Origin of the sequence: Pseudoduganella violaceinigra DSM 15887, from assembly GCF_000425385.1 — a bacterium.
Taxonomy (GTDB): domain Bacteria; phylum Pseudomonadota; class Gammaproteobacteria; order Burkholderiales; family Burkholderiaceae_D; genus Rugamonas; species Rugamonas violaceinigra.
The window spans coordinates 48,950-72,748 of record NZ_AUDI01000004.1; the positions used below are offsets into that span (position 1 = coordinate 48,950).

Here is a 23,799-nt window from a genome sequence, read left to right on the forward strand (position 1 = left end):
CGCGTAATGGTGGCCAGCTTTTTCGGCGCACGACGCCCATTCTGATTTAGGCGCATTGAGCTGCATCAAAGGTGTGCGCTGCGTGTCCAAATGACAGACCTGACCCTGACTTTTGTGTGAGTTGTTAACGGTTTCTGTGGAAAACCCTGTTAACAGGTAGCTTGGAGTACGTTTAAGTAATTGATTCTAAATGGAGAAAGCGTCCTGCACGAAATTGTGGCAAGTGAGAAGCCTGGGATTTGATTTTTCAATAGTTTGAGGCAAGCCTCAATCGGCTAAAGTCCGCGGCTTTAATTTGACCCGTAGCACTTTCTCATTAAACACCTTTAGTCTGTCGGGCGCCGGCAAAGCAATGCTAGAATGCCGCGCGGTAAAATTATATTTGTTGCAACTTGGCGAGTTCTATGAAAAAGAAAATTATTGTTTGCGGTTTGCTCTTGGCTGCCAGCTTGGCGCAATCTGCAATGGCTGGCGGAAAGCCGGCTTTGCGCCAGCGCGCTGCTGTTATGCAGTGCGGCGAGCGGAAGGTTGAAGTGAAGGCTTCGTGCTACAAGGAAGATGGCTATATGGGGCTGTCCTGCACCTCCCAGCAGCTGAGCATTATCGATTCCGCCAGCGGCAAGGAGCTTGGCGGCCAGTCGTTTAAGCCTGCCACTCTGGAGCAAGGAGATTCCTATCCGATCGTCGCCGAAAAACTGGGGGATGCATTCTGCGCCGAGACGCCAGGCAAGCAGAAGTTCATTGTCACCATGCTGTCCAACGGCGGCAATTGCGAACAATGCGAGTGGGCCGAAATCTACGACTGGGACGGCAAGCTGCTGGGCGCCAGCCGGGACAAGAAAAAAAGCGTGGAAGTCAGGGACGCGCTGAAAGCCGCCTACGACAAGAAGGCGAAAAATCTTGGCAAGGCCGACCTGTCCAATATCTACATTCAAGCTCAGTAACCAACGTGAAAATCGCACTTTTACTCGTATTGTCGTTTGCCGCTAGAACCCTCCACGCCGCTCCCCTCGAACTGAGCTGCCCAGCCGAATCCGAAAAAGAACAGGTCCGTATTCGCAACAAGGCTCCTGGCGTGGTTGCCCGGAAAGGCAAGCACGTGCTGCAGGTCACCACCAAGGCGGGAGTCCTGACTTACAAGGACAAGCCGCCTTACGACGATCCAATGGATGGCGTGCACTACACCTTCTGCGACCGCAAGGAAGGCTACATCCTGGTGCAGCATAACGAAACCAGTCTCTCCGGAAAACTGATTAACGAAGCGACCGGCGTTGTCACCAACGGTGGCCAGAGCGTTATCTTCTCGGATGACCGCCGTGCCTACTTTGCCGACGAACAGCAGGACGGCCGCGATGGCAGCGACTGGACGATCTATACCGCAGACGGTAAAAAATCCTGGAGCGGCGTCAGCGTCCTCGAGTCCGGCAAGCCGGCGGCAATGTATGCCTTCCTCGAAGCGCCGACCTGGCTGCCCAGCGGCGAACTGGCTGCAACGGCATACTGCATCAACGAAGAGTCGCGTAAATGGCAGGTCAAACTCGTTAAGAAGAACAATACCTGGGACTGGACGCCGCGCAAGCAGTGTCCAAAGTAAGCTGTTCTAGGCGGCCTGCATAGCGCTTTCATGGAATCGCGGGAGCACATGCTCTGCGATTTCGTGAAAGGTTTCGCCAAGCGGGCGCCGGTTGCGGCGGAAGTGCAAGCCAACGTGATCGACGCCAGCTTCGCGTAGGGCATGCAGTTCGGTGGCCAGGGCCTCGCGTCCAGCGCGGAAGCCGAAGCGCCAGCGTTGCAGCGGTTCGTCGGGGTGCTCGCTCAAGTCCAGGTGGATGAAGGTGGCGTAGGGCTTGGCCCCGGCTACGGCACGCCAGGCAGCAACGCGGCGAGTATGATCCTCCGGCGTGCCGGGGTAGGCCAGGCTGCCATCCATTTGCGCTCCGACCCAGGCAGGGCTTTGCTGCGCCAGGCCGGCGACCAGCAGCGGCAGAGGCGCTTCCATGCGCGGCAGTAGCGCCAGCCCCGGCGGAAGACTGGGCTGGGCGCCGTCACGCAGCAGCGCGATCTGGTCGCGGAAGTTGTTTCCCCGACCGGCGAAGTCGCGCCCGAACAGCGGATATTCCACGGGCCGGTCGCCGCTGGCCACTCCCATCAACAGGCGGTTTCCGCTCAGTCGTTGCACCGTTGCCGCCGACTTCAGTGTGAGCAGCGGTTCGCGGATCGGCAGCACCACGGCGGCAGTGCCTAGCAGGATGTCGCGCGTGACCCCGGCCAGATAGCCAAGGTAGGAAAACACTTCGAATACCTGGGCTGCGTCGCCGAAGGATGGGTCGTACACCGGTACATCGCGCACCCAGAGTGCCCGAAATCCCAGGCGGTCTGCCAGTTGGGCCAGTTCGGCATGTCGCAGCAGATCGGGCTCGCCGGGCAGCCGGCCAGCCTGGCGGCGTGCCTGTTCGCCGGCATGCGTCCAGTCGTTATCCAGCGGTGCTTCAACGCCGATGCTGAAGCCGCCCTCGGTGAGCCGGGCCAGTGATGGAATCATGGTGGTTTCCTTTAATCCCACGCTGGGGCAAGGCCCGGCGGGCTTACTTCCCGGCCATTGCGCTCCAGCGCCGCAATCAGCGACATGTCTTCCGCATCCAGCGTCAGATCGCGCGCCAGCAGGTTGCTCGCCAGGTTCTCGCGCTTGGTCGACGAAGGAATTACCGCATAGCCCAGTTGCAGCGCCCAGGCCAGCGCCACTTGCGCTACCGTGGCCTGGTGTTTGCTTGCGACCTTTGCCAGGACCGGGTCCTTCAACACTTTGCCGTAGGCCAGCGTCATATACGACGTTACGGCGATGCCTTGCTGCTTGAGGAAGGCTGTCAGTTCGTGATTTTGCAGGTAGGGGCTCAATTCGATCTGATTGGTCGCGATTTCGTTTTTGCCGACTGCGGCGATGGCTTGCCTGGTCAGTTCGATATTGAAATTGGAGATGCCGATCTGGCGCGTCAGGCCCAGCGCCTTGGCTTCGGCCAGGGCTTCCATGTACTCGGGCAGTTCCACGCCGTTGCCGGGCGCCGGCCAGTGGATCAGGGTCAGGTCGACATAGTCGGTGCGCAGTCTTTCCAGGCTTTCGCGCAGGCTTGGCACGAGCCTGGTCCTGGCGTAATTTTCGGTCCAGATCTTTGTGGTCAGGAACAGGTCGGCGCGCTTCACGCCACTTTCCGAGATGGCCTGGCCAACGTCGGCTTCATTGCCGTAAATCTGCGCGGTGTCAACGGCGCGGTAGCCGACGTCCAGCGCATTGCGTACCGAATCGATTGCAGCCTGGCCGGTCAGGCGGAAAGTGCCGGCGCCAAAGGAAGGGATGTGGCTCATGGTTGCCTCACGAATTAGATGGAAGAAGGGGCGGAGGCGGCAGGGGCGCGGCGACCGGCATTGCCAAGCCAGACCAGCGCCAGGCCGCCCGCCGCCAGCGCGGCGCCGACCAGGGGTACGGCAGCGTAGCCAAAGCCTTGGCTGATCACTGCGCCACCGAGCGCGGCGCCAACGGCGTTGCCCAGGTTGAAGGCACCCACGTTGACGGAAGACGCAAGGCCTGGCGCCTGGGCGGCGGCCTGCATGACACGCATCTGCACCGGTGGCACGATGCCGAATGCCGCTGCACCCCAGACCACCATCCCGATGGCGGCGCCAAGCTGGGTGGAGAGCATCAACGGCAGGACAGCCATGGTGATCGCCAGCACGGCAAGAATGATCTTGGTCGCGCCATCCAGCGACCAGTCGGCCAGGCGGCCGCCCATGCTGTTACCGATGGTGAAGCCGATGCCGATCAGGACCAGGGCGAAGGCGACGAAACTGGGACTGGCGTGGGTGATTTCCGCCAGCATTGGCGCAACGTAGGTGTAGAGGGCGAACATGGCGCCCGAACCCAGCACGGTGGTGCCCATCGCCAGCAGTACTTCAGGGCGGGTCAGCACTTTCAGTTCGCGGCCTACGTGCGGCGGCGTGCCGGCTTCACCTTTGGGCAGGGCGAGCCATAGGGCGGCAATGGTGACCAGACCGAGGACGGCGGTGCCGGCAAAGGCGATTCGCCAGCCGACCTGTTGCCCGATCCAGGTTGCGGCGGGAACGCCGCCGATATTGGCGACGGTCAGGCCCATGAACATTGCCGCGATTGCGCTGGCCTGTTTTTCCTTCGGCACGACGCTGGCGGCCACCACGGCGCCGATGCCGAAGAAGGCGCCATGATTCAGGCTGGTGATCAGGCGCGAGAGCAGCAGCGTCGTGTAGCTGGGCGCGAAGGCGGACAACAGATTGCCGATGGTGAAAATCAGCATTAGCGACATCAGGGCGGCGCGTTTCCCGAAACGGCTGAACAGCAAGGTCATGACCGGCGCGCCGGCCATCACGCCCACCGCGTAGGCGGAGACCAGCATGCCGGCAGTGGGGATGCTGACCTGCACGCCGTCGGCAATGACGGGCAGTAGGCCCATGGGGGTGAATTCGGTGGTGCCGATGGCGAAGGCGCCAGTGGCAAGGGCAAGTAAAGCGGTGGACGATCTCATGCAACTTCTCCTTGATTTGGCATCGTTGAGTGTTTGAATGGATCGCAGTGTACCGGGGCAATATTTGTAGATTAAGCCCCGTATCCGCCAAACTCTTTTGATTTGAAATCAAGAATCGATGTTGCGTAGCGCCTTTTTCCGCATTTCCCGTGGGGTGGCGCCAAACCAGCGCTTGCAGCTGCGGGTCAGTACCGAGACTTCCGCATAGCCGAGAATATGGGCGATCTGGGTCATGCCCGGCCCCGCATGATGGCCGGTCAATTCCAGGAACTGGGCCTTGCGCACCTCGTCCAGCAGGGATTCGAATGTGACGCCTTCCGCTGCCAGGCGGCGCTGCAGGGTGCGCGGATGGACGGACAAGGCGCGCGCGATGTCGGCATGGCGCGCATGGCCGGCACTGAGGAAGTTGCGCACCAGCCGGCGCACCCGGTCCGACAGCAAGGCCTGAGGTTTGCCGCCAAGCTGTTCGAGGTAGCCCAGCGCCAGCTCTTTCATCTGCGGGTCGTTTTCCGGTATGGCGAAGGCCAGGTCGCTGCGCCGCAGACGCACGGTCGCGTCGCGGGCCAGGAATTTGACAGGGCAGCTGTAGGCCTGGCGGTATGCCTCCTCCAGCGCAACGGGGGCGTGCGGCAGCGTCACCTGGCGCGCCTGGAGGCGGCCGGCGGTCAGCACTTTCAGGCCCTGGCAGACGATGCCGAGCGCGAGGCTGGTCACCTGCGGGCGCGCGATCAGATTGGCATGCGTGATATCGAAGACGATGTCGATCAGGTCCGGGCTACCAGGGACGCTGCGGGTTTCCAGCTTCAGTGCCGGGCTGTGGACGAATATATAGCGCGAGGCCAGCGCCAGCGCATCGCCCACTGTGTCCGCATGGCGCAGCAGGACCGATATCGGGCCGAGGATGCTGATACCCCGAGCCTGCGCCAGCTGCAGGCCCAGGTCCGGGCACTGTCCCAGGGCGGCCGAATATTCGAGCAAGTTGATGAAACCCTGGTAGGGGATCAGCATGTCCGGATCGTGCAGCGCCTGCCGCGGGATGCCAAACCTTAGCAGCAGCTTGGAGACGTCGAGTCCCAGCCCCTTGGCGAGGACTTCAAAAGTCGACAGGGTTGCGGAGCGGACCAGGACGGTCATGGACGGGGCGGAAGAAATTAGGTTGTCGCCAAGTGTTAACTTATTGTCGCCAAGTGTCAATACTTGCAATGCCCGCTGGAGCATGATGGCTGCAGACCAATTAAGGAGATCATGCATGGCAAACGGCGCCCAGGCAATGCTGCGCACCCTGATCAACGCAGGTGTGGAAGTCTGCTTCACCAATCCCGGCACGTCCGAAATGCATTTCGTGGCGGCGCTCGACACGGCGCCGGAAATGCGCGCCGTACTGACCCTGTTCGAGGGCGTTGCCACCGGCGCCGCCGACGGCTATGCGCGCATGGCGGGGAAACCGGCGTCCACGCTGCTGCACCTTGGCTGCGGCTTGGGCAACGGACTGGCCAACCTGCACAATGCGCGCAAGGGCAGGGTGCCGGTGGTGAACATCGTCGGCGATCACGCCACCTACCATACGAAATACGACGCGCAGCTGCAATCGGATATCGAAACGGCGGCGCGCAATGTATCGGGCTGGGTGCGGACCTCGCAAAGCACGCAGGCGCTGTGCCGGGACGTGGTGGAAGCGGTCAGCGCCGCCAAAGGCCCCCCCGGGCAGGTGGCGACGCTGATACTTCCAGCCGATGTGTCCTGGGGCGAACGCGCGGAAGAACGCCCCGCGCCAGTCATTTCACCGCCGCCTTGTGCCGACGATGCGGCGATCGAGCGGATCGCCGATGTGCTCATGGCGGGCGGCAGGAATGCCATCCTGCTGGGCGGGCGCGCCTTGCGCGAACCGGGCCTGATGGCCGCCGCGCGCATTGCCGCCCAGTCGGGCGCCAAACTGTTTGCGGAAGTGTTCCCGACCCGATTCGAGCGCGGCGCCGGCCTGCCGCACGCGGAGCGCATCGCCTATCTGGCCGAGATGGTTGCGGTGCAGCTGGCCGGGTTTGAGAACCTGGTGCTGGTCGATGCCCGCGCCCCCGTGTCCTTCTTCGCCTATCCCGGCAAGAAGAGCTACCTGGTGCCGGATGGCTGCGCGGTGCACGAACTGGCGCTGCCGGAGCAGGATGCGGTCGGCAGCCTGCAGCGCCTGTGCGCACGCATGGGGGCCGGACAGGCGGAGCCGGTATTGCAGCGGGCCGTTCGCCCCGCCCGCCCGCGCGGCAAGCTGACGGCGGAAAAGGTGTGCAAGGCGGTCGGTCACCTGCTGCCGGAAAACGCTATCATCGTCGACGAGGCGCAGACTTCCGGCACCATGCTGCCGATGTTCACCGCCGGCGCACCGCGCCATGATGTGCTGGCCTTGACCGGTGGCGCAATCGGCCAGGGCTTGCCGGCGGCGGTGGGGGCTGCCGTGGCTTGTCCGGAGCGGCCGGTGCTGGCGCTGGTGGGCGACGGATCCGCCATGTATACCATCCAGGCACTGTGGACAATGGCGCGCGAAAAGCTGAATGTGGTGTCGGTCATTTTCAATAACCGTTCCTACGGCATCCTCAATGTGGAGCTGGAACGGGTCGGCGCGGAAAAGGCCGGCCCCAGGGCCAAGGCGCAGCTCGATCTGAATAGTCCCGGGCTCAATTTCGTGCAGCTGGCGCAAGGCCTGGGCGTGCACGCGGTGCGCGCCAGCACGGCGGAGGAATTCAATGTGGCGCTGGAGTATGCGCTGGCGACCCCTGGTCCGCACCTGATCGAGGCCGTGGTGCCGAGCGTATTCTCCGGCCTGAAGCTGCGCGTGCTGCCGTTTCTTCTGCGCTCGCTGGAAAACCTGCCGCAGCCGGTCGCTCTTGCACTCAAGCGCAAGGTGGCGCCGTGAGCCCGGTCATCCAGTCCGATGTGCTGGTGGTGGGCGGCGGGCTGGCCGGGCTGGTGACTGCGCTTGAATGCCTGCGGGCCGGTAGAACCGTCGCGCTGGTGGACCGCGACAGCCGGGAACGGCTTGGCGGCCTGGCGCGCTGGGCTTTCGGTGGCATGGCGCTGGTGGGCACGCCGCTGCAGGCGCGCATGAAAATTCCCGATACGCCGGAACGCGCGTTGGCCGACTGGGTACGATTCGGTGAATTGAAGTCGACCGATGTCCTGCCGCTGGCCTGGGCGCGCTATTACGTTGAGCATTCCCGGCGCGAAGTGTATGGCTGGCTCGCCAGCCACGGCCTGAAATTCCTGCCAGCGGTGAATTGGGTCGAGCGCGGGCGTCATGGCGATGGCAATTCCCTGCCGCGCTACCACGTGTTATGGGGGACTTCGCGCCTGCTGGCTTTGACGATGATCGACGCCGTGGAGAGGGCCGGTGCGGGCGGCAGGATCAAGCTGTTCAGCCGTACGCGCATTACCGGACTTGAGTTTTCCGGCGGCGCGGTCAACGGCGCCAGCGCGGTAGATGAGGATAGCGGCGAAGAGCTGCGTTTCACCGCACCGGTGGTGGTGTTGGCAATGGGCGGTATCAACGGCGGCCATGAGGAGACGCGCGCCAACTGGCCGGCGGGTAGGGCGCTGCCGGCCGCAATGCTGAATGGGGCGCATCCCTATTCGGATGGCAAGCTGCACCGGCTGGTCGAGCGCCTAGGCGGCCGCATTGCGGGGGCTGGGGAAATGTGGAACTACGCCGCAGGCTTCCCCCACCCGCAGCCGCATTTCGATGGCCACGGCCTGTCGTCGATTCCCTGCAAGTCGGCGTTGTGGCTCGATCACCGGGGCAGGCGCATCGGCCCGGAGCCGTTGGTGACCGGTTTTGATACCAGCCACCTCTGCGAGCGTGTGGCGGGCCTGGAACAGCCTTGGACCTGGCATCTCCTCAACTGGCGCATTGCCGCCAGGGAGCTGGCCATCTCCGGCGCCGAACATAATCAGTGCATCCGCGACCGCCAGCTGCTTCAGTTCCTCAAGGAGACGCTGTTCGGCAATCATCGCCTGGTGCGCCAGCTAACGCGGGAAAGCCCGCATTTCCTGGTCGACGATACGCTGGCGGGGCTGGCCGTGAAGATGAACGCCCTGGCTGGCGGCAACCACGTGCGGCCGGAAGTGCTGCAGGCCACCGCCGACGCCTTCGACGCCAACTTTGCCAACGGCGACAAGCTGCACAACGATGCGCAGATCCGCCGCATCCTGCATGCGCGTCAATGGGGGCCGGATCGCTTGCGCACCTGCAAACCGGCGCCGCTGCAAAAGGCGGGCGCCGGCCCGTATATCGCGGTCCAGATGCAGCTGGTGACCCGCAAGAGCCTGGGCGGCCTGGTGACGGATTTGCATAGCCGCGTCCTCGGGGCGGACAGACAGGCGATTCCGGGACTGTACTCGGTGGGCGAGGCGGCCGGATTCGGCGGTGGCGGCGCGTGCGGCAAGCGCTCCCTGGAGGGCACCTTCCTGCCAGGCTGCATCCTTACCGCCAGGGCGGCTGGGCGCAACATCACGCGCGGGGCATAAGCTTTGCGATCAGCAGGATTGGGGCGCAATCAGGCCAGGGCGATAGCGTCCGACAGGTAGCTGTAGACGGCCGAGATGCGGCGCAGGTGGCGCGATTCCGCGTGGGTCAGCAGCCATAGCTCGGTCGAGCCGTCGTCGAGTTCCTCGCTCAGCTGGCGTAAGCCGGGACGGTGCCTGGCCAGGAACAGCGGCAGGATGCCGACGCCAAGGTTGAGCTCAACCAGTTCGGCCACGGTCAGGATGCTGTTCACCTTGAAGACCGGGGTGATGGCCGGGAAGTGCTTGCGCCGCCAGAGCACCGATGGATGTTCGGGCATGGCGTCGTCTGGCGCGATCCAGGCGCATTTGCCGGCCATGACCTCGTTCCAGCGCGGACCGCCGCGCGCCGCGCCAAACAGGGCGACGCGGATCGGGCCAAGGCATTTCCCGACCAGGTGCGGCGGCGGTTTCCGGGTCGCACGCACGGCAATGTCGGCATCGCGGCGGCTCAGGTTCGCCAGCTCGTTGCCAATATACAGTTCAAATCCCAGCAGGGGATGCATGCCGCGCAAGTCCTTCAGGGCCGGCGCGATGAGGCCGTGCAGCACGGTGTCGGTGGTGGTGATGCGGACATTGCCTGCCACCTGTCCGGGCTCGGCCTGGATCGAGGAACGGGCTGTTTCCAGCACGGTTTCCAGTTTTTCGCCTTGTTCCGCCAGCGACTGCGCCAGCTCGTTTGCCAGGTAGCCGGTGCGCGAACGTTCGAAGAGCGGCGCGCCGAGACCTCGTTCGATCTTCTGCAGGGCGCGGAACACCGTGGACGAATTCTGTCCCAGGCGCTCCGCTGCCTCCGCCAGTTTGCCGCCGCGCGCCAAGGCCAAGATCAGCTGAAGGTCGGCGGCACTCAGTTTATATTGCGTTTTTGCATTGGATGATTTCATTGGCGCCTATTTTTCCTGCGTTTTCGCAATAGTACATTAACGCCCATCCAACAACTTTTGGGAGTTCATCATGCAAAATTCGAATGCCGGTCCAACCATCCTGCGCCTGGCGCTGGGCATCATGTGGATCTCGCACGCCCTGCTCAAACTGTGGGTGTTCACGCTGCCGGGAACGGCGCGGTTTTTTGAAGGCGTCGGCCTGCCGGGCTGGTTGGCTTATCCAGTCTTCGCCGCCGAACTGCTTGGCGGACTTGCCATGGTGATGGGCGTGTATGCGCGCCAGGTCGCGCTTTTGCTGCTGCCCATCCTGCTGGCGGCGACCTGCGTGCACGTGCCAAACGGCTGGGTATTCACCAGCCAGGGCGGCGGCTGGGAGTACCCCGCCTTCCTGTGCGTCGCCTCCATTGTGCAATGGCTGATGGGCGACGGCCGTGCGGTGATTGTTCGCAGCGGGCTCTTTGTGGCCGAAGAGGCCTGATCCTGCCGCCTCCCGTGCTTAATGCGACAGCAGCACCGGCAGAGTTGCCGCGCCGAGAATGGTGCGGGTGGCGCCGCCCAGCATGATCTCGCGCAGGCGCGGATGGCCGTACGCGCCCATCACCAGCAGGTCGGCGCCGGCCTGGTCGGCCGTGGCCAGCAGGGTCTCGCCGATATCGCCGTCGCTGGCGACCTTCATGACGTCCACCTTGACGCCGTGGCGCGCCAGGAACAGAGCGATATCGGCGCCAGGTTCCTCGCCATGTTCGTCATCGCCCACCATCGCGTCGACGATGGCGACCACCACGCGCGCCGCGCTGGCCATGAGGGGCAGGGAGCCCGCTACGGCGCGCGCCGCTTGCGTACTGCCATTCCAGGCCACGACGATCGTCTTGCCGATTGTGGGAAATTGGCCGGCGAACGGCACCACCAAGACCGGGCAGCAGCCGTTCAGGATCAGATATTCCGGCAGGTCCTGCTGCAATGCGCCGGTGGCCGGATCGTCGCGGTCGGCCTGGCCCACGATCAGCAGGTCGGCATAGCGCGACTGCAGCACCAGGCCGCCGTAGGCATCATCGTTGACCAGCCGCTGTTCGAGGGACTGGACATCGAGGCCTGCGGACAGTTTGGCATGCTCATCCAGCGCCTGCCTGGCGCGCGCAGTCACCAGCTGCGCCAGGTCCGGCCGCATGACGTCGTGCGGCAGGGGTTCATGCTGGCGGTAGGCGTAGCGGGAGATGCCGGTCATGGCGGCGCACACCAGGTGCGCCTGCTGCTGGCCGGCCAGTATGGCGGCTATTTTCAAACGGGCCGGCGCGCTGCGCGAGGTATCGGCGTGCAGCAAGATCGTTTTATACATAGTGGCTCCTATTCTGTGGGCGCACATGAGGTGGCGGTCAGGCGTCAGCCTCAATATGCCATGAACGACGGCAGCAGGCTTTTTGAATCGTGGTCTCTCATTGCGTCATCAGCAAGGGAACGGGGCTTTGTTCGATCAGGCTGGCCGTGGTGCTGCCCAAGACCCAGTCATGCATGCGGCTGTGGCCATAAGCGCCCGCCACCAGCAGGTCGGCATGATGGTGGCGGGCCAGATCGCATAAGGCGCTGCCGGTTTCCTGCGTGGTGTCGAGGCCCAGCACCTGGGCGCTGCGATGATGGCGGGCCAGGTAGGCCGCCAGGTCGGCGCCCGGTTCCGCGCCCATATCGATGCGTTCCAGTTCGGGATTGGCGACCGCTATATACACTTGCGAGGCGCGTTGCAGCAAGGGCAGGGCGGCGCCTAGTGCGCGGCTGGCGCCGGGGCTGCCGTTCCAGGCAATCATGATCTTGTCGAATTTGCCGGAAGGCTGTCGCATGGCGGGCGGCACCAGCAGTACCGGGCGCACGCACTGCGTCACCAGGCGGCCCGGCAGGCGCGAAGGGGCCAGCACGCCGTAATTGGCAACGTCCTGCGTGCCTGCCACCAGAAGGTCGCAATAGCGCGATTGCAGGATCAGTGCCTCGACGGCGGTGCTATCGAGCAGGCGCGATTCAAAGGAATCGACGCCGAATTCGAAGCATTGCCGCTCGAAAGACTCGAGCCTGTCGCGCGCTTCCTCGCGCAGGGTTTCGATATCGAGTGCGGGCATGACGACCATGGGCGCGCCGGTTGCCATCAGTCCGTTCAGCTCCACCCAGCCGGTAACCGCCGTGCCGACCAGGTGCGCGTCATGGCTTGCCGCGAGGCCCGCGGCAACGGCCATGGTAGTGGGCATGCCGGATACCGGACTGACGTGGACAACAATAGTCTTGTACATCTTGCGCTCCTTTTTGGCGTGTACGTGTCCAGCCAATGCTATGGCGGCGGCCCTCGCGTTTCAATGATCCAGGTCAAATGGCCGGCGCTAAGGGTTGTTAACGGATTCTGTGGAAAAGCCTGTTAACAAGGCCATGGGCGGCGCCATAAGATCATGATTTAAATGGAAAAAATAGCGCTGCGCAAAATTGTGGCAGGGCTGGCATAATTGCATGACTTTTAAGGAGACCACCGAATGCTGAATCGATGGAAGTACCTGTTGGCGCTTTGCGGCGCCTTGGCTGGTCCGGCGTTCGCGGCCGAGATCCAGGTCGGCGTGCCCCTCGCGCGCATTGCGATGGTCAAGGAAGGCACCCACCATTGGCTGCGCTATGTACGCAACGGCGAAGTCAATACGCCGCTCGACATCTGGACGCGTGAGGTGCGGCTGGCGCCGGAAGGCATGCAGATTCGCCAGCGCTGGGATGGCTTCAACAATAGCGTGGTCCTGCTCGATTCCTGGTTCGACAAAGGCAGCTTCAAGCCGCGCACCCATCAGCGCATCCGCGAGAAGGACGGCAAGCGCACGGTGGAGGACTATGACTTCAGCACTTACGAGCCGACCTTCAATTTCGAGACCGACATCGAGTTCCTGCAGGCCTTGCCGCTCGCCGCCGGCTATGAAGCGAGCATCATGTTCTATCATCCGGGCGGCCCTGCGCCGGCGCGCTACACCTGGAAGGTGGCAGGCAGCGAAACCATCCAGGGTCCGCAAGGCGCAGTCGATTGCTGGCTTCTCACCACCGACTATAACCGGCCGGGTACCGTCGCCAAATTCTGGCTGGCGAAGGCGACCCAGTTGCTGGTCCGGCAGGAAGCGGTGGCGCCGGACGGCAAGGTGATGGTCAAATCACTGCTTGATTGAAACCGGCCAAGGAATTTGACATGAAGACATTCACAAGCACATTGCTTGCCGCAGCGCTGGCCGCTGCCTGTCTGGCCGGCGCACCTGCGCAAGCCCGGCAAGTAGTTACAGACCCAGCCCGGCAGGCGGTCGTTGCCGATACCGCCGAAGGCGAAATCAGGAAGGTCGACAAGCCGTCCGGCAAACTGACCATCAAGCACGGCGAACTGAAAAATCTCGGCATGGGTGCGATGACGATGGTCTTCCGCGCCAAGGACGCGGCCATGCTGGACAAGGTGAAGGCGGGCGACAAGGTGCGCTTCAGCGTAGAGAGCGCGGACGGCACGCTGACCGTGACCGACATCGACGTGGTGAAGTGAGCGGCTAGGTGCGGGCGAACTCGATGCGCTGCTTGCGCGGGTTCGGCCGCACGATGTGGTCCAGCGGCAGCACGGTGGACTGCTTGATCTTCTTCAGCGCGATATTCGATTTGACGTTCACCACGCCGGGCAGCAGCAGGATGTCCTTCATCATCAGGTCCGCGAATGAGGCCAGGTCGTGCGAGACCACGCGCGCCACATAATCGGCCTCGCCCGTCACCGAAAAGCATTCCATTACTTCCGGCAGGTCGCGGATCGCTTTCTCGAAGGCGTCGCCGCGCTTTTCCCCATGGCGGTCCAGCGTGATATGGACGAAGGCCATGACGTCCAGGCCCACGGCGCCCTGTTCCAATACGGCGGCGTAGTGGTCGATGATGCCGGCTTCGCGCAGGCGCTGCACTCGCCGGCCGACCTGCGATACGGACAGGTGCAGCACTTCCGCCAGGGCGGCATTGGTGGCTTCTCCATTGCGTTGCAGCTCATTGAGCAGCGATAGGTCGTGGCGGTCGACTGTAATCATCATTAAACCCTATTTTTGTGCGCAAAATGCGCGCATCATTTTATGTGAATGGTTTGGATTGCGCAAAATATTCAAAATTCGTGCGTAGTATATCCCTATCTATTCACTTGTATAAGGAGACTGCGCATGAGCGATACGCTTTGGGACAACCCGATGGGCACCGACGGCTTTGAATTTATCGAATACGCGGCACCGGATCCGGTTGCCATGGGCAAGACGTTCGAAGCCATGGGCTTCACTGCCGTGGCCCGCCACCGCAGCAAGGACGTCACTCTGTACCGCCAGGGCGACGTCAACTTCCTGCTGAACGCGGAAAAAGACTCGTTCGCGCAGCGCTTCGCCGAACTGCACGGCCCTTCGGTATGCGCCATCGCCTTCCGCGTCAAGGATGCCGCAGCCGCCTACAAACGCGCACTGCGCCTGGGCGCATGGGGTTACGAAAGCAAACACGGTCCGATGGAGCTGCAACTGCCAGCCATCAAAGGCATCGGCGATTCGCTGATCTACCTGGTCGACCGCTGGCCTGGCAACGGCAATATCAGCATCTATGACGTCGACTTCGAGCCCATTCCAGGCGTGGACCAAAACCCGAAAGGCCACGGCCTGACCTATATCGACCACCTGACCCACAATGTGCACCGCGGCCGCATGGGCGAATGGGCCGAGTTCTACGAGCGCCTGTTCAACTTCCGCGAAGTGCGCTACTTCGACATCGAAGGCCAAGTCACCGGCGTCAAGTCGAAAGCCATGACCAGCCCTTGCGGCAAGCTGCGCATCCCGATCAATGAGGAAGGCACGGACCGCCCGGGCCAGATCCAGGAATACCTGGACGCCTATCGCGGCGAAGGTATCCAGCACATCGCCATGGGCAGCGACAACCTGTACGCGACCGTCGACAGCCTGCGCGCCGCCGGCGTCAAGCTGCTCGATACCATCGACACCTACTACGAGCTGGTGGACCGCCGCATTCCGGGTCACGGCGAACAGCTGCAGGCCCTGCGCGAGCGCAAGATCCTGATCGACGGCAAACCGGGCGACCTGCTGCTGCAGATCTTCTCGGAAAACCAGCTGGGACCCGTGTTCTTCGAGTTCATCCAGCGCAAGGGTAACCAGGGCTTCGGCGAAGGCAACTTCAAGGCCCTGTTCGAGTCGATCGAACTGGACCAGATGCGCCGCGGTGTGCTGACCGTGTAACTCGGCCAGCAGGCTGCCGCGAGCGTCGCGGCGGCCTCTGTTCTACCACCTCCTCCGGCGTTCGCCGGGGGGCCGCGCTAGACGCTGGGGAAAGCGGTCTGGATATGCAGGGGCGCCCAGGCCGGCGCAGGCAGCACCTTGTTGATCAATACAAAGACCGAGGTGACGTCCACCATTTGCAGGTACTGTTGTGGGCCTTGCGCTATCACATTGCTATTTCCGATCTTGACCACCGGACTGCGGACGACATTGGCTTTGATTTTCCCCAGTTGAGCGGACAATTGCACGGTGATCTTGCAACTGTCTACGCCATGATTGTTCAGTTTAGCCAATTCAGCCTGACCGACAGGATCGTGCAAGGCTTCCTCGATGGCCAGGATCTGGTCTTTGCGGCCAGCGAAGGTGGAGTCTTGCTTGATGTTGCGGCGGTCGAACGGATCATCGCGCTGTTCGGTGTGCCGGCTGATTGCATGGCCTTCGTGAACGCCGCCAGGACGCAGCCGGCGCTCGCTTATGCATAAGATCTGGTGGATTTCTTCCCGCGTGTAATTCCGATCGTAGCCCATCGATGAATCTCCATGTGGTTTGTGAACCGGGTAATCGTATTCAAGCTGGTGACGGTGTGACGCGCTTCACATACTACGCTTTGAAGGAAATTGGAGCGCCACTTTTTTCTTCGGTATCGTAGAAGCTGTTTTCCTTGTCCCTATTATGGCGCAAGCGGCCCGTATTGCGGCCGCTCGTTGATGGACGATCAGTGCGCCATCAGTACTGGAAGCGTAGTCTCGGCCAACACAGTGCGCGTGGCCCCGCCCAGCATCATTTCGCGGAAGCGGCTATGGCCGTAGGCGCCCATCACTAGCAAGTCGACGTTGAAATCGAGTGCCAGCGACAGGATGGCCAGGCCCTGGATCCTTCGGCTCCGGCCGGCGCAGCACCTCGACCTTTACGCCGTGGCGCGCCAGGTAGAGCGCAATGTCGGCCCCGGGTGATTCGCCCAGCGCATCCTTGCTGTCGCCGAGTACGGCCAGAGTCACCTGCTCGGCGCCGCGCAGCATGGGCAGGGCGGCGGTGACGGCTTTGGCTGCCTCGGGGCTGCCGTTCCACGCCACCAGCACCCGTTTGCCGATGGTCGGAAAGCGCCCGCTGCGCGGCACCACCAGCACCGGACGGCCGCAATTCAACAGCACATAGTCGGGCAAGTCTGGCAGCAGGCTGTCTTCACCGGCACCGGCGCGATTCGTCTGACCCAGTACGAGCAGGTCGGCGTAGCGGGCCTGCATGCATAAGCCGGCATATTCATCGTCATTGCTGCTGCGCGCTTCATAAGACGGCACGCCAAGGCGCGCCGCGATGCCTTTGAATTCTTCCAGCGCTTCCTGCACCCGGCCTTCGGCTCGCCTCAGGTAATCGGCCAGGAATGCACCGCTGGCTTCATAACCGCGTCCGGCCAGCATGGAGCGCGGCATGCCGGTCATCGCGGCCCCCACCAGGTGGGCGTCTTCGCGCTGCGCCAGCGCTGCCGCCAGGGCAATGCGTGCTTCCGTATTGGCGGCGCGGTCGGCATGGACTACGATGGTGCGGTAAGACATGATGTCCTCCAGTGTTGATGTTGGTATAAGTTTGCCCCCGCTCGCGGCCTGCGTTCCATGACCTGGGTCAAGCCCCGCCGAAATCGTCAACTTGGTATAATTGCGGGAACTATGATCTTCCGCCGCTTCCTCGTTATCCTGCTTTTGCTCGTGCTTCCGCTCCAGGCTGTCCTGGCAGCGTCGGACAGCTGCTGCGCGAAAGCCAAGGTAATGCTGGTAGGCGAACCGGCTGCGGACACCACGGATGCGCCAAGCCCGGATGGCTCCTGCTGCACGCAATGTGATTTTTGCCATCATTTCCATGCGCCGTTTGTCGCACTCCCATCGGGCGTGCGCCAGCAAGCGGATTCGATCGCTCCGGTCCCTACGCCGGAACCGCCAATTCATTCCTTTATTGCGGACATTCCTCCGCGTCCCGACAGGCTCCGCTGATTGATCCGGCTGCATCGTGCAGCCGTTCCCCATCAATCATCAAGGAGCAAAATTGTGAAAGCTATTTGCGTGCCTTTGCTGGCGGCCATTTGCCTGGCCCCAGCATGGGCGCAACCATCATTGACGCTTGCCAGCGCCCTGGAACGGGCGCGGCAAAGCAACCCTGAGCTGCGCGCGCTGGCGCTGGAAGCTGATGCCGCCGATGCGGCCGGGCAGCAGGCAGCGCTGCCGCCCAATCCTTCGCTTGAATACCTGCACGAAGGGAAGGCGGGCCGCGGCGGTTCGACGACCGTCCAACTGTCGATTCCTTTGGAGCTGGGCGGCAAGCGCGCCGCCCGCATGGACGCGGCGCATGCCGGCAGCAGGGCGGCGAAACTGGACCTGGCCGCCGGCCAGGCGCGGATCGATGCCGATGTCGCCGCTGCCTATCAACAAGCCTGGCTCGCGCAGCAGCATGTAGCGCTGGCCTCCCAGGTCAGCGAAAGCGGGCGCCGTTCCAGCGATGCGGCGGCGCGCCGTGTCCTGGCCGGCAAGATATCGCCGGTGGAAGAGGCGCGGGCACGCGTGGCGGAAGCCAACTGGCGCATGGACGGCGTCAGCGCCCAGCGCGAATTGGACGAGGCGCGCATCAAGCTGGCCGGCTTGCTGGGCAGCGGGATACAGGACCTCGGCGAACTTGCCGCGCCCGGAGCGCCCGATACAGCCGGCTTGCGGCTCGAAACGATGATCGAATCCGCACCCGCCATTGAACGGGCCGCCGCCGAAGTTGAAGCCGGTAATGCAGCCGTGCGGATGGAACGCGCGGCGCGCATCCCCGACGTGTCGCTAATCGTCGGCAGCAAGCGCGATGGGCCGGAAGGCGAGCGCGTACGCCAGAACATCATTGGGCTGTCCATTCCGCTCCCCCTGTTCAACCGCAACCAGGGCGCGGTCCTGGCGGCCGAACGCCGCGCCGACAAGGCGCGTGCGGAGCTGGAGGCCACACGCTTGCGCGTCCGCACAGAAGCGCTGCAGGCCCACGCGCGCATGCAGGCTTCGCTGCAGCAGGAGCGCCTGGTGCGCGAAGACGTCCTGCCCGGCGCGCAGTACGCCGCCGAGGCCGCGATGAAGGGCTTTGAAGCCGGTAAATTCAATTATGTGGAAGTGCTGGACGCCCAGCGCACCTGGGTGCAGGCGCAGGCCCAGCAATTGCGGGCCATATCCGACTTCTACCGCGCCAGGGCCGATCTGGCGAAGCTGGTCGGCAACCTGGACATCAAGGATTCAAAATGAACAAGCGTCAGAAAATCACGATTGCGGCCATGGTGGCCGTTGCCGTCCTGTTTGCAGGCGGCGTATTGGGCTGGGAGCGCATCGCACCGGCCGCCAAAGCGGAAGAGCGCCACGAGGAACACGCGGCAGCCGGTGCGGCTGCCGGAACACAGGCGATTCCGTTCACCGACGCGCAGGTTGCCGCCGCCGATATCCAGCTGCGCACGGCGAACGCCACGCGCCTGGAAACCTTTGTCCGCCTGCCGGGTGAAGTCAAACTGAACGAAGACCGTACGGCCCACGTCACCCCGCGCGTAGATGGCATTGTGCAGGAAGTGCAGGCCAACCTCGGCCAGCAGGTGCGCAAGGGCGAATTGCTGGCGGTGGTCGCCAGCGCCGATGTGTCCGAGCAGCGCAGCAGCCTGGCCGCCGCCGAAAAGCGCGCCGCGCTGGCGCGGTCCGTCTATGAAGCCGAGAAAAAGCTGTGGGAGGACAAGGTCTCCGCACGCCAGGACTACCTGAAAGCCGAGCAGGAATGGCAGGAGTCCGCCATCGCCGTGCAGAACGCGCGCCAGAAACTGGTGGCTCTGGGCGCGGCCGGTTCGGGCATGGGACCGTTCAACCGCCTGGAAATCCGCGCGCCGTTCGACGGCATGATTGTCGACAAGCATATCGCCGTTGGCGAGGCGGTCGGCGCGGAGACCAAGGTCTTCACCGTATCCGACCTGCGCCAGGTGTGGGCGGAAGTGGTAGTGCCGGCCAAGGATCTGGAGATCGTCAAGGTTGGTACGGAGGCGGTGCTGCATTCGGCCGCTTCCGACGCCGCCGTGAAAGGCAAGGTCAGCTACGTCAGCGCCATGATCGGCGAGCAGACCCGCGCGGCGCGCGCACGCGTGGTGCTGGACAACCCGCAACTGGCCTGGCGCCCGGGCCTGTTCGTGGATGTGGACGTGGTCACCGGCTCGGCGGAAGTGCCGGTGGCGGTGGAAAAGGAAGGGCTGCAAATGCTGAACGGCGCCCAGGTCGTGTTCCAGCGCGAAGGACAGGCCTTCAAGCCGGTGCCGGTCACGGTTGGACGTTCCGACGGCAAGCTGGTGGAAATCACCTCCGGCCTGCGCAAGGACGCCCAATATGCCGCCGCCCACAGCTTCACCATCAAGGCGGAGCAGGGCAAGGGCACCGCCGAGCATGAAGACTAAGGAGCAGCCATGTTGAGCAAAATAATCCAGGCCTGCATAGGCCATCGCTGGCTGGTCATGTGCGCCGTAGTGGCAATCGCCGTGCTGGGCGCTTTCAGCTACAAGAAGCTGCCGATCGACGCCGTGCCGGACATCACCAACGTCCAGGTGCAGATCAACACCGCCGCCGCCGGCTATTCGCCGCTGGAAGTGGAGCAGCGCATCACCTTCCCCATCGAGTCGCTGATGGCGGGCTTGCCGCGTCTGGAGCAGACCCGTTCCCTGTCGCGCTATGGCCTGTCGCAGATTACCGTGGTGTTCAAGGACGGCACCGACATCCATTTCGCGCGCCAGTTGATCAGCCAGCGCATCCAGGATGCGCGCGCCCAATTGCCGGCCGGCCTTACGCCGACCATGAGCCCGATCGCTACCGGACTATCCGAAATCTACCTTTGGACGGTGGACGCCAAGCCCGACGCGCGCAAACCGGACGGCACGCCGTACACGCCGACCGACCTGCGCGAGATCCAGGACTGGATCATCAAGCCGCAGCTGCGCAACGTCCCTGGCGTTACCGAGATCAACTCGATCGGCGGCTACGACAAGGAGTACCTGGTGGCCCCGACGCCGGCCAAGCTTGCATCGTATGGCCTGAACCTGTCGGACGTGGTGACGGCGCTGGAGCGCAATAACGGCAACGTCGGCGCCGGCTATATCGAGAAGGAGGGTGAACAATACCTGCTGCGCGCACCGGGCCAGCTCAAATCGGTGGCGGACATCGGCAATATCGTGGTCTCCACCGTCGAAGGCGTGGCCGTGCGCGTCAGCGACGTGGCTACGGTGGGCATTGGCGCGGAACTGCGCACCGGCGCCGCCACGCGCAACGGGCGCGAAGTGGTGCTGGGCACAGTGTTCATGCTGATCGGAGAAAACAGCCGCGCCGTGGCGCTGGCGGTCGACAAGAAAATGGTCGACATCAACCGCAGCTTACCGGCCGGCGTATCGGCCACGCCGGTGTATAACCGCACGGTCCTGGTGGAAAAAGCGATCGACACCGTCAAGCGCAACCTGCTGGAAGGCGCGGTGCTGGTGATTGCCGTGCTGTTCCTCTTCCTCGGCAACCTGCGCGCCGCGCTGATCACCGCCACGGTGATCCCGCTGTCGATGTTGTTCACGTTCACCGGCATGGTGGCCAACAATGTCAGCGCCAACCTGCTTAGCCTCGGGGCGCTCGATTTCGGCATCATTGTCGACGGCGCCGTGGTGATCGTCGAGAACTGTGTGCGGCGTCTGGCGCATGCCCAGCAAGCGGCGGGCCGCCCGCTGACGCGCGATGAACGTTTCGCCGAGGTGTTCGCTGCCGCCCAGGAGGCCCGCAGGCCGCTGCTGTTTGGCCAGTCGATCATCATGATCGTGTACCTGCCGATCTTTGTGCTGTCCGGGATTGAAGGCAAGATGTTCCACCCGATGGCATTCACCGTTGTGACGGCCTTGCTGGGCGCAATGCTGCTGTCGATCACCTTTGTGCCGGCAGCCGTGGCGCTGTTCATGAACAAGCCGGTAAGCGAAGAGGAAGGGCGTCTGATGCACGCCGCCAAGCGCCATTACGGCAAATGCCTGGATTATGTGATGGCCAACCGCCCGGTGGTGTTTACCGCGGCGGGGCTGGTGTTGGCCCTGTCCGTGCTGCTGGCGACGCGCCTGGGCACTGAATTTGTGCCGAACCTGAATGAAGGCGACTTCGCCGTACTGACGGTGCGCATTCCGGGCACCGGACTGGCGCAGTCGGTGCAGATGCAGCAGCAGATCGAAAAGACGCTGGTGGCGAAATGCCCGGAAATTGCCAACGTCTTCGCGCGCACCGGCACGGCGGAAATCGCCTCCGACCCGATGCCGCCCAGTATTTCGGACGGCTACATCATGCTCAAGCCGGAAAGCGAATGGCCCAAACCCAGGCGCAGCCGCGAGGAATTGCTGGCGGCTATCCGCGCCACGCTGGAACAATTGCCGGGTAATAGCTATGAGTTCAGCCAGCCGATCCAGCTGCGTGTGAACGAGCTGATTTCCGGCGTGCGCAGCGACGTGGCGGTGAAGGTGTTCGGCGATGACCTCGATGTTTTGAATGCCAAGGCCGCCGAGATCGGCGCCATCCTGGAGAAAATTCCGGGTGCGTCCGGCGTCAAGGTGGAGCAGACCACCGGCCTGCCGATGCTGCAGATCCAGGTCGACCGGGAACGCGCGGCGCGCCTGGGCTTGAATATCGCGGAAGTGCAGGAGCTGATCGCCACTGCCACGGCGGGCCGCGAAGCGGGCGCCATGTTCGAAGGCGACCGCCGCTTCGACATCGTGGTACGCCTGCCGGAGACGCTGCGTTCGGATATCGAATTGCTCAAGCGCCTGCCGGTCCCCTTGCCGAAGAAGGAGGGCACCCGCCCGGCTTACGTTACGCTGGCTGAAATCGCCAGCTTCGATACCGCGCCCGGCCCGAACCAGCTAAGCCGGGAGCAGGGCAAGCGCCGTGTGGTGGTCACGGTCAATATGCAGGACCGCGATATCGGCTCCTTTGTGGACGAGGCGCAGAAAGCGATCCTGAAGGGCGTGCAGCTGCCGGCCGGCTACTGGCTGGCCTGGGGCGGGCAGTTCGAAAACTTGCAGAACGCCGCGCAGCGCCTGAAAGTCGTGGTGCCGGCATCGCTGGCGCTGGTGTTCGCGCTGCTGTTCCTGATGTTTAACAACGCCCGCGACGGCGCCCTGGTCTTCACTGGCATTCCGTTCGCGCTGACGGGAGGTATCTTCGCGCTTTGGATGCGTGGCATCCCGATGTCGATTTCGGCGGCGGTCGGCTTCATCGCGCTGTCGGGCGTGGCGGTGTTGAACGGGCTGGTGATGATTTCCTTCATCCGCAGCCTGCGCGAGCAGGGGCAGCCGCTGGCGGAGGCGGTGCGCAACGGTGCCCTGGTGCGCTTGCGTCCCGTGCTGATGACGGCGCTGGTGGCATCGCTCGGTTTCGTGCCGATGGCGATTGCGACCGGCACCGGCGCGGAAGTCCAGCGTCCGCTGGCGACTGTGGTGATCGGCGGCGTGCTGTCCTCCACTGCGCTGACGCTGCTGCTGTTGCCGCTGTTGTACCGCCTGGCCTATGGCCGCGCGGAAGCGGTCAGCCCGCTGCCGACAGGCGCTCTCGCAGGAACTCAATAAAGCGCTGCGTCTTGGCCGGGACCAGTCTGGTCTCGGTCAAGGCATAGACCGGCGTGGGCTTGCCATGCCACGCCGGCAGGATGCGCCGCAGCCGGCCCGCCTCCAGGTCGTCTGCCACGATTTCCTCCGGCACCAGGACGATGCCCATGCCGAGCGTGGCCAGGCGCCGCATCAGCCCCACGCTGTTGATCGCAAAGCGGCTGCCGGCGTCGACCGCCACGCTTTCCTCGCCATCGAGCAGGGGCCAGCCGGCGGACTTCAACAAGGTAAGGCATTCATGCTGTTCCAGTTCAGCAGGGGAGCCGGGCTGCCCGCGCTGCGCAAGATAACGCGGCGACGCATACAGCTTCGGCGTGAGCAGGGCAAGCTGGCGCGCGATCAGCTGCGAATCCGCCAGTTCCCCCATGCGGACCGCCACATCGTAAGGTTCGCTGACCAGGTCGACCCTGCGCGAGGTCAGGTCGAACTCAAAAGTGATGCCGGGGTAGCGCTGCGCGAACTCCGCGATCAAGGGCGCCAGATAGGTCTGGGCGAAATCGACCGGCAGCGATGCGCGCAGGACGCCGGTGGGCTGCTCCAGCATGCCGCCCAACTGCTCATGCGCCAGGCGCGCCTCGTCGACGATGCGCTTGCAGCGTTCAAAGTAGACCTGGCCGGCCTCGGTCAGCTCGATCCTGCGGGTCGTACGATGTAGCAGGCGCAGGCCGATCAGCTTTTCCAGCGCAGCGATGCGGCGCGAGATGGTCGAATTCGGGATGCCGAGAATTTCGCCGGCGCCGCGAAAGCCCTTGGCCTTCACCACTTCGACGAACAAGGCCATATCGTTCAAATATTCCAATGATTGCTCCACCTATGGATCAATGTGCTGCAATTTACCATATTTATCTCATTTCGAATGTGATGGAAGATGGCGCATC

General features: G+C 63.4%; 24 protein-coding genes. 12 read left to right on the forward strand and 12 right to left on the reverse strand.

Translation table 11 applies throughout. From position 1 onward, the window contains the following. Window positions 1-404: 404 nt before the first annotated feature. Window positions 405-944 carry a hypothetical protein gene (locus tag H597_RS0103960; RefSeq protein WP_028100985.1) on the forward strand — a complete coding sequence of 180 codons (540 nt, stop codon included), beginning with the start codon at window positions 405-407 and terminating at the stop codon, window positions 942-944. 5 nt (window positions 945-949) lie between these two features. After that, a complete protein-coding gene (locus H597_RS0103965; protein WP_161630569.1) occupies window positions 950-1,594 on the forward strand; it encodes a hypothetical protein in 645 nt (214 codons plus the stop codon). A 6-nt stretch (window positions 1,595-1,600) separates the two neighbouring features. Here the strand turns inward: H597_RS0103965 and H597_RS0103970 are convergent, their stop codons facing one another. From H597_RS0103970 to H597_RS0103985, 4 genes are read right to left on the reverse strand one after another with little or no spacing between them, the layout of a single operon-like run. Beyond that, the gene (locus tag H597_RS0103970; RefSeq protein ID WP_028100987.1) at window positions 1,601-2,542 is read right to left on the reverse strand and encodes a TIGR03571 family LLM class oxidoreductase; all 942 of its coding nucleotides are present in this window, start codon (window positions 2,540-2,542) and stop codon (window positions 1,601-1,603) included. Between the two features lie 11 nt (window positions 2,543-2,553). Continuing rightward, the gene (gene dkgB / locus H597_RS0103975) at window positions 2,554-3,360 is read right to left on the reverse strand and encodes a 2,5-didehydrogluconate reductase DkgB (protein ID WP_028100988.1); all 807 of its coding nucleotides are present in this window, start codon (window positions 3,358-3,360) and stop codon (window positions 2,554-2,556) included. 14 nt (window positions 3,361-3,374) lie between these two features. Next, a complete protein-coding gene (locus tag H597_RS0103980) occupies window positions 3,375-4,652 on the reverse strand; it encodes an MFS transporter (RefSeq protein ID WP_307578807.1) in 1,278 nt (425 codons plus the stop codon). Window positions 4,653-4,658: 6 nt separating this feature from the next. After that, on the reverse strand, window positions 4,659-5,684 hold the full coding sequence (locus H597_RS0103985) for an AraC family transcriptional regulator (protein ID WP_051293517.1): 1,026 nt from the start codon (window positions 5,682-5,684) through the stop codon (window positions 4,659-4,661). 115 nt (window positions 5,685-5,799) lie between these two features. On the opposite strand from H597_RS0103985, the gene H597_RS0103990 reads away from it, so the two are divergent. Both H597_RS0103990 and H597_RS0103995 read left to right on the forward strand, forming a co-directional pair. After that, the gene (locus H597_RS0103990; RefSeq protein WP_028100991.1) at window positions 5,800-7,455 is read left to right on the forward strand and encodes an acetolactate synthase large subunit; all 1,656 of its coding nucleotides are present in this window, start codon (window positions 5,800-5,802) and stop codon (window positions 7,453-7,455) included. Then, on the forward strand, window positions 7,452-9,062 hold the full coding sequence (locus tag H597_RS0103995) for an FAD-dependent oxidoreductase (protein ID WP_028100992.1): 1,611 nt from the start codon (window positions 7,452-7,454) through the stop codon (window positions 9,060-9,062). Before H597_RS0103990 ends, H597_RS0103995 begins: the two co-directional genes overlap by 4 nt. A 29-nt stretch (window positions 9,063-9,091) precedes the next feature. On the opposite strand, the gene H597_RS0104000 is transcribed toward H597_RS0103995, so the two are convergent. Continuing rightward, window positions 9,092-9,982, reverse strand: a complete 891-nt coding sequence (locus tag H597_RS0104000) for a LysR family transcriptional regulator (RefSeq protein WP_028100993.1) — start codon at window positions 9,980-9,982, stop codon at window positions 9,092-9,094. 70 nt (window positions 9,983-10,052) lie between these two features. Between H597_RS0104000 and H597_RS0104005 the strand changes: the two genes are divergently transcribed. Next, window positions 10,053-10,460 carry a DoxX family protein gene (locus tag H597_RS0104005; protein ID WP_028100994.1) on the forward strand — a complete coding sequence of 136 codons (408 nt, stop codon included), beginning with the start codon at window positions 10,053-10,055 and terminating at the stop codon, window positions 10,458-10,460. Between the two features lie 18 nt (window positions 10,461-10,478). Here H597_RS0104005 and H597_RS0104010 read toward each other — a convergent pair whose 3' ends face one another. Next, complete coding sequence (locus H597_RS0104010) at window positions 10,479-11,318, reverse strand: universal stress protein (RefSeq protein ID WP_035373091.1); 840 nt, start codon at window positions 11,316-11,318, stop codon at window positions 10,479-10,481. 97 nt (window positions 11,319-11,415) lie between these two features. Then, window positions 11,416-12,255 carry a universal stress protein gene (locus H597_RS0104015; RefSeq protein ID WP_028100996.1) on the reverse strand — a complete coding sequence of 280 codons (840 nt, stop codon included), beginning with the start codon at window positions 12,253-12,255 and terminating at the stop codon, window positions 11,416-11,418. Window positions 12,256-12,489: 234 nt separating this feature from the next. Between H597_RS0104015 and H597_RS0104020 the strand changes: the two genes are divergently transcribed. Together H597_RS0104020 and H597_RS0104025 are read left to right on the forward strand one after the other, a co-directional pair. Continuing rightward, window positions 12,490-13,158, forward strand: a complete 669-nt coding sequence (locus H597_RS0104020) for a DUF3108 domain-containing protein (protein WP_028100997.1) — start codon at window positions 12,490-12,492, stop codon at window positions 13,156-13,158. 20 nt (window positions 13,159-13,178) lie between these two features. Beyond that, complete coding sequence (locus H597_RS0104025) at window positions 13,179-13,517, forward strand: copper-binding protein (RefSeq protein ID WP_028100998.1); 339 nt, start codon at window positions 13,179-13,181, stop codon at window positions 13,515-13,517. A gap of 4 nt (window positions 13,518-13,521) precedes the next feature. On the opposite strand, the gene H597_RS0104030 is transcribed toward H597_RS0104025, so the two are convergent. Further along, window positions 13,522-14,040, reverse strand: a complete 519-nt coding sequence (locus tag H597_RS0104030; RefSeq protein WP_028100999.1) for an Lrp/AsnC family transcriptional regulator — start codon at window positions 14,038-14,040, stop codon at window positions 13,522-13,524. Between the two features lie 123 nt (window positions 14,041-14,163). Here H597_RS0104030 and hppD point away from each other — a divergent pair, with 123 nt between their 5' ends. Next, window positions 14,164-15,231, forward strand: coding sequence for a 4-hydroxyphenylpyruvate dioxygenase (gene hppD / locus H597_RS0104035; RefSeq protein ID WP_028101000.1), 1,068 nt, complete (start codon window positions 14,164-14,166; stop codon window positions 15,229-15,231). Between the two features lie 77 nt (window positions 15,232-15,308). Here hppD and H597_RS0104040 read toward each other — a convergent pair whose 3' ends face one another. The 3 genes from H597_RS0104040 to H597_RS35335 all read right to left on the reverse strand — a co-directional run bounded on the left by H597_RS0104040 (window position 15,309) and on the right by H597_RS35335 (window position 16,823). Further along, complete coding sequence (locus H597_RS0104040; protein WP_028101001.1) at window positions 15,309-15,797, reverse strand: hypothetical protein; 489 nt, start codon at window positions 15,795-15,797, stop codon at window positions 15,309-15,311. Window positions 15,798-15,985: 188 nt separating this feature from the next. Next, window positions 15,986-16,087 carry a putative universal stress family protein gene (locus H597_RS35805; protein WP_229632084.1) on the reverse strand — a complete coding sequence of 34 codons (102 nt, stop codon included), beginning with the start codon at window positions 16,085-16,087 and terminating at the stop codon, window positions 15,986-15,988. Continuing rightward, window positions 16,068-16,823 carry a universal stress protein gene (locus tag H597_RS35335; protein ID WP_161630570.1) on the reverse strand — a complete coding sequence of 252 codons (756 nt, stop codon included), beginning with the start codon at window positions 16,821-16,823 and terminating at the stop codon, window positions 16,068-16,070. Before H597_RS35335 ends, H597_RS35805 begins: the two co-directional genes overlap by 20 nt. A gap of 111 nt (window positions 16,824-16,934) precedes the next feature. Between H597_RS35335 and H597_RS35340 the strand changes: the two genes are divergently transcribed. The 4 genes from H597_RS35340 to H597_RS29655 are packed head-to-tail and all read left to right on the forward strand — an operon-like array spanning window position 16,935 to window position 22,882. Continuing rightward, window positions 16,935-17,255 (forward strand): hypothetical protein, encoded by a 321-nt coding sequence (locus H597_RS35340; protein ID WP_161630571.1) that lies wholly within the window; start codon window positions 16,935-16,937, stop codon window positions 17,253-17,255. A 54-nt stretch (window positions 17,256-17,309) separates the two neighbouring features. Beyond that, complete coding sequence (locus H597_RS0104050) at window positions 17,310-18,527, forward strand: TolC family protein (protein ID WP_028101002.1); 1,218 nt, start codon at window positions 17,310-17,312, stop codon at window positions 18,525-18,527. Continuing rightward, the gene (locus H597_RS0104055) at window positions 18,524-19,705 is read left to right on the forward strand and encodes an efflux RND transporter periplasmic adaptor subunit (RefSeq protein WP_028101003.1); all 1,182 of its coding nucleotides are present in this window, start codon (window positions 18,524-18,526) and stop codon (window positions 19,703-19,705) included. The genes H597_RS0104050 and H597_RS0104055 overlap by 4 nt, the downstream gene beginning before the upstream one ends. Before the next feature lie 9 nt (window positions 19,706-19,714). Beyond that, window positions 19,715-22,882 carry an efflux RND transporter permease subunit gene (locus H597_RS29655; RefSeq protein WP_051293519.1) on the forward strand — a complete coding sequence of 1,056 codons (3,168 nt, stop codon included), beginning with the start codon at window positions 19,715-19,717 and terminating at the stop codon, window positions 22,880-22,882. Here the strand turns inward: H597_RS29655 and H597_RS0104065 are convergent. Beyond that, entirely contained in the window at window positions 22,842-23,720 is an 879-nt protein-coding gene (locus H597_RS0104065) for a LysR family transcriptional regulator (RefSeq protein ID WP_028101004.1), read from the reverse strand. The two genes, H597_RS29655 and H597_RS0104065, sit on opposite strands and share 41 nt — an antisense overlap. Between the last annotated feature and the right edge of the window lie 79 nt (window positions 23,721-23,799).